Raw genomic sequence first — 15251 nt, forward strand, 5'->3', positions numbered from 1 at the left:
ATATACCTCCGGAACTGCTCCCCTTAATCCCTGTCATGCGTTGTTGCATACGTATTTTTCTGCTTCTTTTGTCATTCTTTTGTTATCATTACAGAACAAAGTTGGTGTAAAATGAGTTTTTTTTGGAAGAGCAAGAACTTTTCTTCCTTTCTTTCTATTCAATATCAAATGGATTTTTGTAAATTTGGCGTGAATCTAATAGGAAGGGAAAAAATCACGCAATTAATATTGTAATATAAATCATATAATAACTCCTGCAAATATGGAAAACAAGATTCAAGAGCTGACCGATAAGATCTACCGCGAAGGCGTAGAGAAAGGAAACGAAGAGGCACAGAAACTTATCGCAAAAGCTCAGGAAGAAGCCAAGAGAATTATAGAGGATGCTCACAAGGAAGCGGATTCTATCGTGGCTACCGCTCATAAGTCTGCCGATGAACTGGCAGAGAATACAAAATCTGAATTAAAGTTGTTTGCCGGTCAGGCTGTGAATGCTCTGAAGTCCGAAATCGCTACGTTGGTGACGGACAACATTGTGAATGCCGATGTAAAGGCATTTGCTGCAAACAAGGATTATCTTAATGCCTTCATCGTTGCATTGGCGTCCAAATGGAGTGTGAACGAACCAATCGTTATCTCTACTGCCGATGCGGAAGGCTTGACAAAATATTTCGCAGCGAAGGCGAAAGACCTGCTGGACAAGGGTGTGAAGATTGAGCAAGTGAATGGCATCAAAACCTTGTTCTCCGTATCGCCTGCCGATGGTTCGTACAAGGTGAACTTCGGCGAAGAAGAATTTATGAATTACTTCAAGGAATTCCTGCGTCCGCAATTAGTGGAAATGCTGTTCTAAAAACTCCCACAGGATTATGAGTAAATACTATTACTTGGTAGCCGGTTTGCCTGAACTTACTCTGGAAGACAGTAAACTGAGCTATACAGTAGCCGATTTCAAGACGGAACTATATCCTGCCTTGTCGGAAGATGATAAAAAGTTGATAGATTTGTTTTATCTGAAATTCGATAATGCAAATGTCTTGAAACTATTGAAGGATAAGGATGCTGCCATCGACCCGCGCGGAAACTATTCGTCGGAGGAACTGGCGGAATATATCTCACAACTGAAGGATGGCGACGAAGTCTCTGACAGTGTATTCCCATCTTATCTCTCTACGTTCATTTCCGAATACTTCAGCCTGCCTGCCGAGGACGGTTTCTTGTATGAAGACCGCCTGGCAGCGCTCTATTACGCCTATGCCATGGAATGCAGGAATCAGTTTGTGTCTTCCTGGTTTGGCTTCAACCTCACTCTCAATAATATATTGGTGGCGCTCACAGCACGTAAGTTCAAGCTGGACATTGCTCCGCTGATTGTGGGTGATACGGAAGTGTGCGAGGCTCTGCGTACTTCCAATGCCCGTGACTTCGGTCTGGGTACTGAGGTGGATTATCTGGAGCAGCTGGTGAAAATCAGTGAGACGGAGGAACTGGTGGACCGGGAAAAGAAACTGGACCAGCTTCGCTGGGACTGGATGGAGGAGGCCACATTCTTCGATTACTTTACCGTGGAACGTCTGTTTGTCTTCCTGCTACAGCTGGAGATGATAGAACGGTGGATTTCGTTGGATAAAGAGAAGGGTAACCAACTGTTCCGCAGCATTATCGCTGCCTTGAAAGACGAGGTGCAGATACCCGCAGAATTCAGATAAAATAAACAACTAAAAATATATGGCAACAAAAGGAACTGTTAGTGGCGTAATAGCCAACATGGTGACCCTCGTCGTCGACGGACCGGTAGCGCAGAATGAGATTTGTTATATCTCGACCGGAGGAGACAAGTTGATGGCGGAGGTGATTAAGGTAGTAGGTACCCAGGTCTACGTGCAGGTATTTGAGAGTACCCGCGGACTGAAAGTGGGGGCCGAAGCTGCGTTTACCGGACATATGCTCGAAGTAACACTGGGGCCCGGTATGCTTTCGAAAAACTACGACGGTCTGCAAAACGACCTCGATAAGATGGACGGTGTTTTCTTGAAACGCGGGCAATATACCTATCCGCTGGATAAAGGAAGCAAATGGCATTTTGTGCCTTTGGCAAAGGTGGGCGACCAAGTGGAAGCCGCTGCCTGGCTGGGACAAGTGGACGAAAACTTCCAACCTCTGAAAATCATGGTGCCTTTTGAACAGAAAGGTGTGTGCACCGTGAAATCCATTGCAAAGGAAGGTGATTACAGCATTGAGGATACCATTGCAGTGCTGACGGATAGCGAAGGTAATGACATCCGGGTGAACATGATACAGAAATGGCCCGTGAAGCGCGCCATGACCAACTATAAGGAAAAACCGCGTCCTTTCAAATTGCTGGAAACCGGTGTGCGTGTAATCGACACCGTAAACCCGATTGTGGAAGGTGGTACGGGTTTTATCCCCGGTCCGTTCGGTACTGGAAAAACGGTGCTTCAGCATGCCATTTCAAAACAAGCGGAAGCGGACATCGTAATTATCGCTGCCTGCGGTGAGCGTGCCAACGAGGTTGTGGAAATCTTTACAGAATTCCCCGAATTGGTTGACCCGCATACGGGACGGAAGCTGATGGAACGTACGATTATCATTGCCAATACTTCGAACATGCCGGTGGCTGCCCGTGAGGCATCTGTCTACACGGCTATGACGATTGCAGAATACTACCGAAGCATGGGATTGAAGGTACTGCTGATGGCGGACTCCACTTCACGTTGGGCGCAGGCATTGCGCGAGATGTCCAACCGTATGGAGGAGTTGCCCGGTCCCGATGCCTTCCCGATGGACTTGTCCTCCATCATCTCTAACTTCTACGGCCGTGCGGGTTATGTGAAGCTGAACAACGGCGAGTCCGGTTCCATTACTTTCATCGGTACGGTATCGCCTGCCGGTGGTAACTTGAAGGAGCCGGTAACCGAGAATACGAAGAAGGTGGCACGCTGCTTCTATGCCCTTGAGCAAGACCGTGCCGACAAGAAGCGTTATCCTGCCGTAAATCCGATTGACTCGTATTCCAAATATATAGAATACCCTGAATTTGAAGAGTATATCACCAAGCACATCAATGGTGAGTGGATTGGCAAGGTGAATGAAATCAAGACCCGCCTGCAGCGTGGTAAGGAGATTGCCGAGCAAATCAACATCCTGGGTGACGACGGTGTGCCCGTAGAATATCACGTGACTTTCTGGAAATCGGAATTGATTGACTTCGTTATTCTGCAGCAGGATGCCTTTGATGAAATTGATGCCGTGACCCCGATGGAGCGTCAGGAGGAGATTCTGAATATGGTAATAGAAATCTGTCATACTGAATTTGAGTTCGACAACTTCAACGAAGTAATGGATTACTTCAAGAAAATGATTAACATCTGTAAGCAGATGAACTACTCGAAGTTTAAGTCGGAAGAATACGACAAGTTCCATAAGCAGTTGCAGGAACTGGTTGAGGAACGTAAAGCCTAAGGATGTACTATGTGACTATTTACAATTTACTATTTGCCTTGCGGATGCAGGTGTACGGAGGTTGTAGATAGGAAAATAGTAGAATAGGATGGCAGAGATTTAAATAGTAAATAGTAAATTGCTAAATTGTAAATAAATAGATGGCAACAAAAGCATTTCAAAAAATATATACCAAGATTACTCAGATTACGAAAGCTACGTGTTCGCTGAAGGCAACCGGAGTGGGGTATGACGAGTTGGCGACCGTAAACGGCAAGCTGGCCCAGGTGGTGAAGATTGCCGGCGACGAAGTGACTTTGCAGGTGTTTGAGGGTACGGAAGGTATTCCCACCAATGCAGAGGTAGTATTCTTGGGCAAGGCTCCTACAATCAAAGTGAGCGAGCAGCTTGCCGGACGCTTCTTCAACGCCTTTGGCGACCCCATCGACGGTGGTCCGGCCATTGAAGGCGAGGAGGTGGAAATTGGCGGTCCATCCGTGAATCCGGTGCGCCGTAAGCAGCCCTCGGAACTGATTGCAACCGGTATTGCAGGTATCGACTTGAACAATACGCTGGTGTCCGGACAGAAGATTCCGTTCTTTGCCGACCCCGACCAGCCCTTCAACCAGGTGATGGCGAATGTGGCTCTGCGTGCGGAGACCGACAAGATTATCCTTGGCGGTATGGGTATGACGAACGATGACTACCTCTACTTCAAGAACGTATTCTCCAATGCCGGTGCGCTCGACCGTATCGTCAGCTTTATGAATACCACCGAGAATCCTCCGGTAGAGCGTCTGCTGATTCCGGATATGGCACTGACGGCGGCCGAGTATTTTGCTGTAAACAATAATGAAAAGGTGCTGGTGCTGCTGACGGATATGACTTCCTACGCCGATGCGCTCGCCATCGTGTCCAACCGTATGGACCAGATTCCTTCGAAGGACTCCATGCCGGGTTCCCTTTATTCGGACTTGGCGAAGATATACGAAAAGGCGGTGCAGTTCCCAAGCGGCGGTTCCATCACGATTATTGCGGTGACGACTCTGTCCGGTGGCGACATTACGCATGCCGTGCCCGACAATACGGGTTATATCACGGAAGGCCAGTTGTTCCTCCGTCGTGACAGCGATATCGGTAAGGTTATCGTTGACCCGTTCCGTTCCTTGTCCCGTCTGAAACAGCTTGTTACGGGCAAAAAGACACGTAAGGACCATCCGCAGGTGATGAATGCCGCCGTACGTCTGTACGCCGATGCCGCCAACGCCAAAACCAAGCTTGAAAACGGTTTCGACCTGACGAACTACGACGAACGTACCCTTGCCTTTGCCAAGGACTACTCCAACCAGCTACTGGCCATCGATGTCAACCTCGATACCACAGAGATGCTCGATGTGGCATGGAGTCTGTTCGGCAAGTATTTCCGTCCGGAAGAGGTGAATATCAAGAAAGAGCTTGTGGACCAGTTCTGGCCGAAAGCAAACTAAATAAATGTACGATTAGACGATTTACGGTTTACGATTGATATTACTGAAATTGTAAATCTGTAAATTGAGAAATTGAGTAGCTTCAGTCGTCTAATCGTAAATCGTTAAATCGTAAATAAAATGGCTATTAAGTTTCAATATAACAAAACCTCGCTTCAGCAACTCGAAAAGCAACTGAAGGTGCGCGTGCGCACACTCCCCATTATTAAGAATAAGGAGAGTGCCCTGCGTATGGAAGTGAAGCGCTGCAAGGGAGACGCTGCCGCGTTGGACGCGAGGTTGGAAAAGGAAATCCAAGCTTACGAAGCCATGTTCGCCCTTTGGAATGAGTTCGACGCTTCATTGATAAAGGTCAGCGATGTTCATCTCGGTGTAAAGAAGATTGCCGGTGTACGGGTGCCGTTGCTCGAGAATGTAGATTTCGAGATACGCCCTTACAGCTTGTTCAATGCGCCCAAATGGTATGCAGACGGGCTGCATTTGCTTAAGTCACTGGCACATACTGCCATCGAGCGTGAATTTACTGTTGCCAAGTTGAACTTGTTGGAACATGCGCGTAAAAAGACCACCCAGAAGGTGAATCTTTTTGAGAAAGTACAGATTCCGGGTTATCAGGATGCTCTGCGCAAAATCAAGCGGTTTATGGAAGACGAGGAGAACCTTTCCAAGTCATCGCAGAAAATCATGAAATCCCATCAGGAGAAAAGGAAGGAGGCAGAGGCATGATTACGAAAATGAAGAAGCTCACGTTCCTTGTGTATCATAAGGAGTACGAAGCATTTCTGGCACAAATCCGGGAACTGGGCGTGGTGCACGTTGTGGAAAGGCAGTGCGGCGAGATGGACGACACCTTGCAGCAATTCATGCAGAAGCGTACGCTCTACAAGAATATGCTTCAGAGCATGCACACCCTGGCAGACAAACAGCCGGAAGAAAAGGTGCATAAAGAGTTGTCGGCCGATGCTCTGGTGAAATTCTACGAGGACTTGCAGGCGCGGATACAAGACTTGAACCAGCAGATTCCCGCCATCGACAAGGATGTGGTGCAGATGGAAGTCTGGGGCGATTTCGATTGGAGAGCCATCCGCAAGCTGGAAGATGCTGGTTGGTTCGTGCAGTTCTATACCTGCCCGGAGAAAGACTATAACGAAGCGTGGGCAGAGGACTACAATGCCATCGTGGTGAAAGAGAACGGCGGGCATCTTTATTTCGTGACCGTCACTCCCCAACCGGTAGAACTGGATGTGGAACCGCTCCGTCTACCTTCACTCAGCCTCTCCGAACTGAGCCGGAAGAAAGCCGATACGGAAGAGGCCCTTGTGCAGGCACATGCCGGATTGAAAGAATTCTGCAAAGCGAATTACTGCACGTTGGAGAAGTACAACCTACAGCTCCAGGAAGAGATAGACCTGCTGAAAGTCAAGCTGAACAGCGAACATATGGCAGAAGGTGCCGTAGTGTTGATGGAAGGCTGGATTCCCGAAGACTGCGAGGCGGATGTGAGGAAACTTCTCGATGAAAGCGGCACTTATTATGAGATAAGGGCTGCCAAGCGCGAGGACAATGCTCCCATCAAGCTGAAAAACAACGCCTATACACGCATGTACGAAGTGCTTACCAAAATGTACGGTATGCCCGAATATGCCGAGTTCGACCCGACACCGATACTTGCGCCATTCTTCTCGCTCTTCTTTGCTTTCTGTATGGGAGATGCGGGCTACGGTCTGGTACTGATTGCACTCGGGTTCATTTTGAAAAGGAAGATGTCCAAGTCCATGAAAGGCATGATGAACCTGGTGATTACGTTGGGTATATTTACGTCCGTCATCGGTGCCATATTGGGAACCTTCTTCGGTGTAAGCCTCTTTGACCTGGAGATACCCGCCAAACTGAAGGAATTCATGATTGTGGGTAAGATAGGTGAGACTACCTATGACAAGCAAATGCTGCTGGCGTTGATTATCGGTGCGGTGCACATCTGCATTGCCATGACGGTGAAGGCCGTGGGACAGACCGTTCGTTTCGGCTTCAAGGAGTCGCTCAGTGCTTGGGGATGGCTGTTGCTGGTGGTGGGATTTATCTGCACCGGCGGACTTTCCTTCTTCAAAATAATTTCGGAAGACGTGTCTACGTGGGCATTTATCGTGATTGGCGGTGTTTCTGCCATCGGTATCTACCTGCTGAACAATATCCACCGGAATGTATTTGTCAACATCGGTGCCGGAGTATGGGATACCTATAACATGGCAACCGGATTGATGGGCGATATACTTTCCTACATCCGTCTCTATGCCCTCGGCTTGGCAGGCGGTATGCTTGGAGGCGTGTTCAACCAGCTTGCCTTCATGGTGAACGATGCTGCAGGTCCGGCCCTGGGATGGCTGTTCTGCGGTCTGATACTGATATTCGGGCATACGCTGAACATTGCCATGTCTTGTCTGAGTGCCTTTGTACACCCGCTCCGTCTGACATTTGTGGAATACTTCAAGAATTCCGGTTACGAAGGTAAGGGCGAAGCCTATAAACCTTTTACAGTAGTAAAGAAATAAACAAATTAAAAAACAAATAAAAATAGAAACATTATGAATGAAATTTTAGGTTATCTCGGTCTGGGCCTGATGTTGGCCCTTGCAGGAATTGGCAGTTGCTTCGGTACAACTATCGCCGGTAGTGCGGCAGAAGGTGCGTTGAAGAAAGACCCTTCCAAGTCAGCAAGTTATATGATTTTGTCGGCCCTTCCGGCTACGCAGGGACTTTACGGCTTCGTGGCTTTCCTGATGTCCATGGGCAGGGATTTTGCTACGGACGGCCCTTTGATGCTGGGCATCGGACTGGGTGTGGGGCTGGTATGCCTGTTCTCCGCTATCCGTCAGGGACAGATTTGTGCTAGCGGTATTGTGGGTATTTCCCAGGGACACGACGTACAGACCAATACAATGATTTACGCCGCGCTTCCTGAATTCTACGCTATTTTGGCGCTGGTAGCTGCATTGATGGTATAATCCGGATTATAAGAAAATAAACCCCAGGGATTTACAATTGAAATCCCTGGGGTTTTTTGTTTAAATTCCTGGGGCTTCAACTGAAAACTCCAGGAATTCTTTTTTGAAACTTCGGGAATTTTAGACGAAAAATGCATGGATGGGCGAGCCAATGGGGCTTTTGTGGCTAAACTATGACATTCCGCAAACGATTGTTTATGCATATTTAATCAGTTTTTTCGATTAAAAGGCTATTTTTCAAAGAATAATACGTACTTTTGCAGCCGTAATTAAGATAAAGAGATTATAACATAATATGACTAAAGAACTACTTACCCCCGATTACATCTTCGAAGCGAGTTGGGAAGTGTGTAATAAAGTAGGCGGTATCTATACAGTTTTGTCTACAAGGGCAAATACTTTACAGACTAAATTTCGCGATAGATTATTCTTTATAGGGCCGGATTTCTGGCAGGGAAAAGAGAACCCTTTGTTCATTGAGTCTGATAACCTTTGTGCAGCGTGGAAAAAACATGCAGCGTTGAAAGACAATCTTTCCGTCCGCGTAGGTCGCTGGAACATTCCGGGAGAACCTATTGTTATATTGGTTGATTTCCAACCGTTCTTTGCAGAAAAAAATGAGATTTATACAGAAATGTGGAACCGCTATCAGGTGGATTCACTGCATGGATATGGTGATTATGACGAAGCATCCATGTTTGCTTTCGCTACCGGCAAGGTGATAGAGAGCTTCTATCGCTATAATTTGACGGAAACGGACAAAGTGGTGTTCCAGGCACACGAGTGGATGACCGGCATGGCCGCCCTCTATCTTCAGTCTGCCGTTCCCGAGATAGGGACTATCTTCACCACCCATGCCACGTCCATCGGCCGCTCCATAGCTGGCAACAACAAGCCGCTTTACGATTATCTTTTCGCCTACAACGGCGACCAGATGGCGGAGGAGCTGAACATGCAGTCCAAACATTCCATTGAAAAGCAGACGGCCCACTATGTGGACTGTTTCACCACTGTGAGCGAAATCACAAACAACGAATGCAGGGAATTGCTTGACAAGCCTGCGGATGTTGTGCTGATGAACGGTTTTGAAGATGATTTTGTACCGAAAGGCGCCACCTTTACCGGCAAGCGCAAACGTGCCCGTTCCACCATGCTGCGTGTGGCAAACTGCCTGCTGGGTGAGGACTTGGGCGACGATACGCTGATTATCGGTACCAGCGGACGCTATGAGTTCAAAAATAAGGGTATCGATGTGTTCCTGGAATCATTGAACCGGCTGAACCGCGATAAAGATTTAAAGAAGAAAGTATTGGCGTTTGTCAACGTGCCCAGCTGGGTGGGAGACCCCCGCGAGGACTTGCAGAAGCGCTTGAAGAGCAAAGATAAGTTCACCGAACCGTTGCAGTGTCCTTTCATCACCCACTGGCTGCACAATATGACGCACGACCAGGTGCTGGATATGCTGAAATACCTCGGTATGGGCAATCGTCCCGAAGATAAGGTGAAAGTAATTTTTGTACCTTGCTATCAGGATGGTCACGATGGCATCCTCAACAAGCATTATTATGACTTGATTTTAGGCGAGGACCTCAGTGTCTATCCGTCCTATTATGAACCGTGGGGATATACCCCGCTGGAGAGCGTGGCTTTCCGGGTGCCTACCATCACCACCGACCTTGCCGGTTTCGGACTTTGGGTGAACAGCCTGAAAAACCAGCATGGCATAAACGACGGAGTGGAAGTGCTGCACCGTTCGGACTATAACTATTCCGAAGTGGCAGACGGCATCAAGGACACCGTAGCCTTGTTCTCTACCAAGACGGAAGCCGAAATCAAGGAAATACGCAAGCGTGCAGGCCAGGTGGCAGAGCAGGCTTTGTGGAAGCACTTTATACAATATTATTACGAGGCTTACGACATTGCACTGCGCAATGCCATGAAGCGTCAACTAAAATAAAAGAATTATTAATCAATTAGTTATCATACAATGAAGATTAAAGTTAGTAATGTAAACACTCCTAACTGGAAAGATGTGAATGTGAAATCGCACATTCCCGCCGAACTGGAGAAACTGTCTGAACTGGCACATAACATCTGGTGGGCATGGAATTATGAAGCCACCGAACTGTTCAGAGACCTTGACCCTGCTCTCTGGAAAGAAGTGGGACAGAACCCCGTACTTCTGCTGGAACGTATGAGTTATGCTAAACTCGAGGCACTCGCAAATGACAAAGTTATTCTGCGCAGAATGGATGACGTATACTCCAAGTTCCGCACATACATGGATGTGAAGCCTGACAGCAAGCGCCCGTCCGTGGCTTATTTCAGTATGGAGTATGGTTTGAGCCATGTACTTAAGATATATTCCGGCGGTCTGGGTGTACTTGCCGGTGACTACCTGAAAGAAGCTTCCGATAGCAACGCCGACTTGTGTGCAATCGGTTTCCTGTACCGCTACGGTTACTTTACACAAACATTGTCTATGGACGGCCAGCAGATTGCCAATTACGAGGCACAGAACTTTGGCCAGTTGCCCATCGACCGTGTATTGGATGAGAAGGGCGAGCAGATGGTAGTGGATGTTCCTTATCTGGACTACTACGTGCATGCTTATGTGTGGAGAGTGAACGTTGGACGTATCTCTCTCTATCTGCTTGATACTGACAATGAAATGAACAGCGAGTTCGACCGTTCCATCACTCACCAGCTGTATGGCGGTGACTGGGAAAACCGCTTGAAGCAGGAAATCCTGCTCGGTATCGGTGGTATTCTGACGCTGAAGAAGCTGGGCATCAAGAAAGATATCTATCACTGCAACGAAGGACATGCTGCTTTAATCAACGTACAGCGCATCTGTGACTACGTGGCCGAAGGTCTGACTTACGACCAGGCTATCGAGCTGGTACGTGCTTCTTCTCTCTATACTGTACATACTCCGGTTCCTGCCGGTCACGACTACTTCGACGAAGGCCTTTTCGGCAAGTACATGGGCGGCTATCCTTCAAGAATGGGTATCAGCTGGGACGACCTGATGGACCTCGGACGTAACAATCCGGGCGACAAGGGTGAACGTTTCTGTATGTCTGTATTCGCTTGCAACACTTCTCAGGAGGTGAACGGTGTGAGCTGGCTGCACGGAAAGGTTTCCCAGGAGATGTTCGCTTCCATCTGGAAGGGTTACTTCCCCGAAGAAAGCCATGTGGGCTACGTTACCAACGGTGTACACTTCCCCACTTGGAGCGCTACGGAGTGGAAACATCTCTATGCTGCGCATTTTGATGAGAACTTCCTCTACGACCAGTCCAACCCCAAGATTTGGGAGGCTATCTATAACGTGTCCGACGAAGAAATCTGGAAGACGCGCATGGTGATGAAGAACAAACTGATTGACTATGTTCGCAAGCAATACCGTGAAACTTGGTTGAAGAACCAGGGTGATCCTTCACGCATCGTTTCCCTGCTGGACAAAATCAATCCGAACGCTCTGCTGATAGGTTTCGGACGCCGTTTCGCTACCTACAAGCGTGCACACTTGCTGTTCACCGACCTCGACCGTCTGGCCAAGATTGTGAACAACCCCGACTATCCGGTACAGTTCCTCTTTACCGGTAAGGCTCACCCGCACGATGGTGCCGGCCAGGGCTTGATTAAGAGAATCATCGAGATTTCCCGTCGTCCGGAGTTCCTGGGCAAGATTATCTTCCTGGAAAATTATGACATGCAGTTGGCACGTCGCCTCGTTTCAGGTGTGGATATCTGGCTGAACACTCCGACACGTCCGCTCGAAGCATCCGGTACTTCCGGCGAAAAGGCGTTGATGAACGGTGTTGTAAACTTCTCCGTACTCGACGGCTGGTGGTTGGAAGGCTATCGTGAAGGTGCCGGTTGGGCATTGACCGAAAAGCGTACTTACCAGAACCAGGAACATCAGGACCAGCTCGATGCCGCTACTATCTACAGCATTCTTGAGCAAGAAATTCTGCCGTTGTTCTATGCACGCAACAAGAAGGGATATTCTGAAGGTTGGGTGAAGACTATCAAGAACTCCATCGCACAGATTGCTCCCCACTATACAATGAAGCGTCAGCTGGATGACTATTACGACAAGTTCTACATCAAGGAGGCCAAACGTTTCAAGATGCTGGCTGCCGACGGTTGTGCCAAGGCTAAGGAAATAGCTGCTTGGAAGGAAGAAGTTGCCGAGAAGTGGGACAGCATTGAAGTGGTGTCTTGCGAAAAGACCGAAGACCTGGTGAAAGGCTCCATCGAGAGCGGTAAGGAATACACCATTACTTACGTTATCGACGAGAAGGGCTTGAACGATGCTATCGGTCTGGAACTGGTGACTACTTATACGGCTCAGGATGGCAAACAGCATGTTTACTCCGTAGAACCGTTCAATGTAGTGAAGAAAGAAGGTAACCTTTATACTTTCCAAGCTAAGCACAAGATGGAAAATGCGGGTAGCTTCAAGGTTTCTTACCGTATGTTCCCGAAGAATGCAGACCTGCCTCACCGTCAGGACTTCTGCTACGTTCGCTGGTTCGTATAAGAGCATAAAAAAGATAATGTGCCTGCGGATATGGCGGAACACATTATCTGTTCAGATAAAAGATATCATCTGCATGATGCAGGCAGACCATCCGTTTAAAGTAAACGGATGGTCTGTTTCTTTTCTAGAGCTTGCTTTTTATTTCGGCTGTCCAGGCGTCAATGCGTTCGGCGGTTTTGTTACTTTCGTTCACTTCGTCGAGGGGAAGTCCTACGAATGCACCGTCTACCACGGCGATGGAAGAGGAGAAGGAATACCCGTCCGTGCTGACTTTGTTGCCCAAGAAGGTACACCCGCTATCCTTCAGGTCCTCGTAGAGTACTCCGATGCCGTCGCAGAATGTGTCGCAGTAGGATTCGGAGTCACCGCAACCGAATAGGGCTACGAACTTCATGGAAAGGTCGGCGCTCTTCAGTACTTTTACGCCGTCATACCAGTCGTCCTGCAGTTCGCCGTCTCCCCAAGTGGAGGTACCTAGAACCAGCACTTCATATTCCTTGATTTTATCGGCGGTCATCTTGTCAACACTATGTACGTCGGTGGAGGAAACTCCCAACTTTTCGGCTATCTGGTTAGCCAACTCTTCGCAGGTTCCGGTACTGGAACCATAAAAAACACCAGTCTTTTTCATTGTAAATAAAGTGATTAAATTGTTTGCTGCAAAGTAAAGGCTTTGCCGGAGAACGTGAAATACCTACATGTAGGGCTTTTAGTGTTGTGCCGCTCCCCATTTCGGGTTAGCTTGTGGCGTGGTTTATAGAGGTCGCGGCTACCTACTAATTGGGATGGCAGACTCTCTTTTTGATGAAAAGTAGGTATTGCCGGATTGTTAAAAATGAAGGACATTTGTACCGGTAATAATAGACAAGTGTTTATGGTTAGATTCGTACATTCCACTCATTCGCAATTCCATCCTTCCGTGGCTGGTAAGTGGCTGGTGTGGGGGACTTTGATGATGCTTCTTGCGGGGGTGGCTATCATTGTTTTTTCGGTATTCTCGCATGATGCACTCGATGCGTGCTGTAATTGCATAATCTGTACTTTCAACCGTGTCCCGAAGGAAGGGGAATATTTGTATAACCGCTACCTGTCGGTCATCAGCATGGTGTGGGTGGCGTTTCTGATACTTTTGGTATATGTGGTCCGCTATTGCATGAACAAGAGGAGGTAGCCGGGTGTTCTATAGGTAAAACTGAAAGGAGACTATATGAAAAAGATTGTTTTGCTTCGCCACGGCGAGAGTGCATGGAATAAGGAAAACCGCTTCACGGGGTGGACGGATGTTGATTTGACAGAGAAAGGCGTTGCTGAAGCTGTAAGGGCGGGTGAGCTGCTGGCAGAAAAGGGATTCCGCTTCAAGAAGGCGTATACTTCCTATCTGAAGCGTGCCGTGAAGACACTGGATTGTGTGCTGGACCGCCTCGACCAGGACTGGATTCCGGTGGAGAAATCGTGGAGGTTGAATGAGAAACACTACGGCCAGTTGCAAGGGCTGAACAAGGCAGAGACGGCTGCCAAGTACGGTGACGAGCAGGTGTTGGTATGGCGCCGGAGCTTTGATGTGGCTCCGCATGCATTGGCCGAGGATGACCCGCGTAATCCGCGTTTTGAGGACCGTTATCAAGAAGTGCCCGATGCCGAACTGCCCCGTACGGAGTCGTTGAAAGATACGATTGAGCGTATCATGCCTTACTGGAAATGTGTCATCTTCCCGAATCTGAAGACGGCCGACGAATTGCTGGTAGTGGCTCATGGCAATAGCCTGCGGGGTATTATCAAGCATCTGAAGCATATTTCGAACGATGAAATTGTGCATCTGAACCTGCCTACGGCGGTGCCCTACGTCTTTGAGTTTGACGATGAGCTGAACTTGACGAAAGACTATTTCTTGGGTGATCCCGAGGAGATAAAGAAATTGATGGAGGCTGTGGCCAATCAGGGAAAGAAGAAATGATTTTGGCGCGCGGAAGCGCGCTATTTCTTTATCCTCTCATTCCATGGAGCAGCGTCATGCTGAGCAGTACCCCGACCACTATACAGATGAGGATAAGGAACCAGTTCATGAGCCGTGCGCCCAGCTTGGTTTCCTTGTGTAAGTTCTGTTCAAAGTAGTTCTTGAAGAACAGATAGATGGCAGGTACGGTGGCGCTTGCCAGCAGGAGGTCTTCGGGAATCTTGTAGATGTAGACTTTGGAAAAGGCGATGAGCGCCCAGTGGCAAAGGAACAGAATGACGAGCAGGTTGACCCTGCGCGAGAAAGCCAGCAGCAGCCCGATGGTGAAAACTGCTACCGAGCAGGGCATCACGGTGGTAGTCATCATGGGAAATTCCATTCCGCGTGCCCACGAAAGGAGCGGGTAGAGGAAAGGCATTGCATAGAGTACCCCCACCAGTACCTTGTATTTCGGGTTGCGCTCGAACGGAGTGTAGCCGGTAAACAAATCCCATAGCCACAACACTGCAATCACTCCCCAGAAGATGGCGAGTATATGGTGGTGTCCGCGCGCTCCGCAATACATCATGTAGTACACGATGGATATCCACCCGTTCAGAAATACCATGTAGATTTTCATGGAGCGCTTTGCCCATAAGGTCGGTTTCCGGTAGAGCTGCGTGGTGAGCAGGATACCTGCTGCGGTGATGAGGAACTGTGCCCACCAGGTGGCCTCGTTGTATTGTGCGATAGTATTCCAGAATATTTCCATTTGTGTCCATTAAAAAAACGGCCGCAAAGGTAGAGTTTTCTGC

13 protein-coding genes are annotated in these 15251 nt (G+C 48.4%); 11 read left to right on the top strand and 2 right to left on the bottom strand.

Translation table 11 applies throughout. The features are described from left to right. Positions 1 to 262 precede the first annotated feature (262 nt). From DWZ03_RS02685 to DWZ03_RS02730, 9 genes are all read left to right on the top strand, one after another. The gene (locus tag DWZ03_RS02685) at positions 263 to 853 is read left to right on the top strand and encodes a hypothetical protein (RefSeq protein WP_005827382.1); all 591 of its coding nucleotides are present in this window, start codon (positions 263 to 265) and stop codon (positions 851 to 853) included. Between the two features lie 16 nt (positions 854 to 869). Continuing rightward, positions 870 to 1709 carry a DUF2764 domain-containing protein gene (locus DWZ03_RS02690; RefSeq protein WP_005827384.1) on the top strand — a complete coding sequence of 280 codons (840 nt, stop codon included), beginning with the start codon at positions 870 to 872 and terminating at the stop codon, positions 1707 to 1709. Positions 1710 to 1728: 19 nt separating this feature from the next. Beyond that, the gene (locus tag DWZ03_RS02695) at positions 1729 to 3483 is read left to right on the top strand and encodes a V-type ATP synthase subunit A (protein WP_005837368.1); all 1755 of its coding nucleotides are present in this window, start codon (positions 1729 to 1731) and stop codon (positions 3481 to 3483) included. Between the two features lie 140 nt (positions 3484 to 3623). Continuing rightward, entirely contained in the window at positions 3624 to 4949 is a 1326-nt protein-coding gene (locus DWZ03_RS02700) for a V-type ATP synthase subunit B (RefSeq protein ID WP_005827389.1), read from the top strand. A 120-nt stretch (positions 4950 to 5069) separates the two neighbouring features. Beyond that, positions 5070 to 5675: a V-type ATP synthase subunit D gene (locus tag DWZ03_RS02705; protein WP_005827391.1), complete on the top strand. Its 606-nt coding sequence runs from the start codon at positions 5070 to 5072 to the stop codon at positions 5673 to 5675. Further along, positions 5672 to 7498: a V-type ATP synthase subunit I gene (locus DWZ03_RS02710; RefSeq protein ID WP_005827394.1), complete on the top strand. Its 1827-nt coding sequence runs from the start codon at positions 5672 to 5674 to the stop codon at positions 7496 to 7498. The genes DWZ03_RS02705 and DWZ03_RS02710 overlap by 4 nt, the downstream gene beginning before the upstream one ends. Positions 7499 to 7531: 33 nt before the next feature. Further along, positions 7532 to 7951 (top strand): ATPase, encoded by a 420-nt coding sequence (locus DWZ03_RS02715; RefSeq protein ID WP_005827396.1) that lies wholly within the window; start codon positions 7532 to 7534, stop codon positions 7949 to 7951. Positions 7952 to 8246: 295 nt separating this feature from the next. After that, complete coding sequence (locus tag DWZ03_RS02725) at positions 8247 to 9908, top strand: glycogen/starch synthase (RefSeq protein ID WP_005827398.1); 1662 nt, start codon at positions 8247 to 8249, stop codon at positions 9906 to 9908. A 30-nt stretch (positions 9909 to 9938) separates the two neighbouring features. Then, entirely contained in the window at positions 9939 to 12503 is a 2565-nt protein-coding gene (locus DWZ03_RS02730) for a glycosyltransferase family 1 protein (RefSeq protein ID WP_005827401.1), read from the top strand. A 124-nt stretch (positions 12504 to 12627) separates the two neighbouring features. Here the strand turns inward: DWZ03_RS02730 and fldA are convergent, their stop codons facing one another. Further along, positions 12628 to 13134: a flavodoxin FldA gene (fldA, locus tag DWZ03_RS02735; protein WP_008664319.1), complete on the bottom strand. Its 507-nt coding sequence runs from the start codon at positions 13132 to 13134 to the stop codon at positions 12628 to 12630. A 243-nt stretch (positions 13135 to 13377) separates the two neighbouring features. Between fldA and DWZ03_RS02740 the strand changes: the two genes are divergently transcribed. Continuing rightward, entirely contained in the window at positions 13378 to 13674 is a 297-nt protein-coding gene (locus DWZ03_RS02740) for a molecular chaperone DnaJ (protein WP_117749763.1), read from the top strand. Between the two features lie 36 nt (positions 13675 to 13710). After that, positions 13711 to 14457: a 2,3-diphosphoglycerate-dependent phosphoglycerate mutase gene (gpmA, locus tag DWZ03_RS02745; RefSeq protein ID WP_117749759.1), complete on the top strand. Its 747-nt coding sequence runs from the start codon at positions 13711 to 13713 to the stop codon at positions 14455 to 14457. Between the two features lie 28 nt (positions 14458 to 14485). On the opposite strand, the gene DWZ03_RS02750 is transcribed toward gpmA, so the two are convergent. Next, on the bottom strand, positions 14486 to 15208 hold the full coding sequence (locus DWZ03_RS02750) for a DUF6064 family protein (RefSeq protein WP_008664322.1): 723 nt from the start codon (positions 15206 to 15208) through the stop codon (positions 14486 to 14488). Positions 15209 to 15251: the final 43 nt, after the last annotated feature.

Origin of the sequence: Bacteroides sp. AF29-11 (genome assembly GCF_003602895.1) — a bacterium.
GTDB lineage: Bacteria > Bacteroidota > Bacteroidia > Bacteroidales > Bacteroidaceae > Bacteroides > Bacteroides uniformis.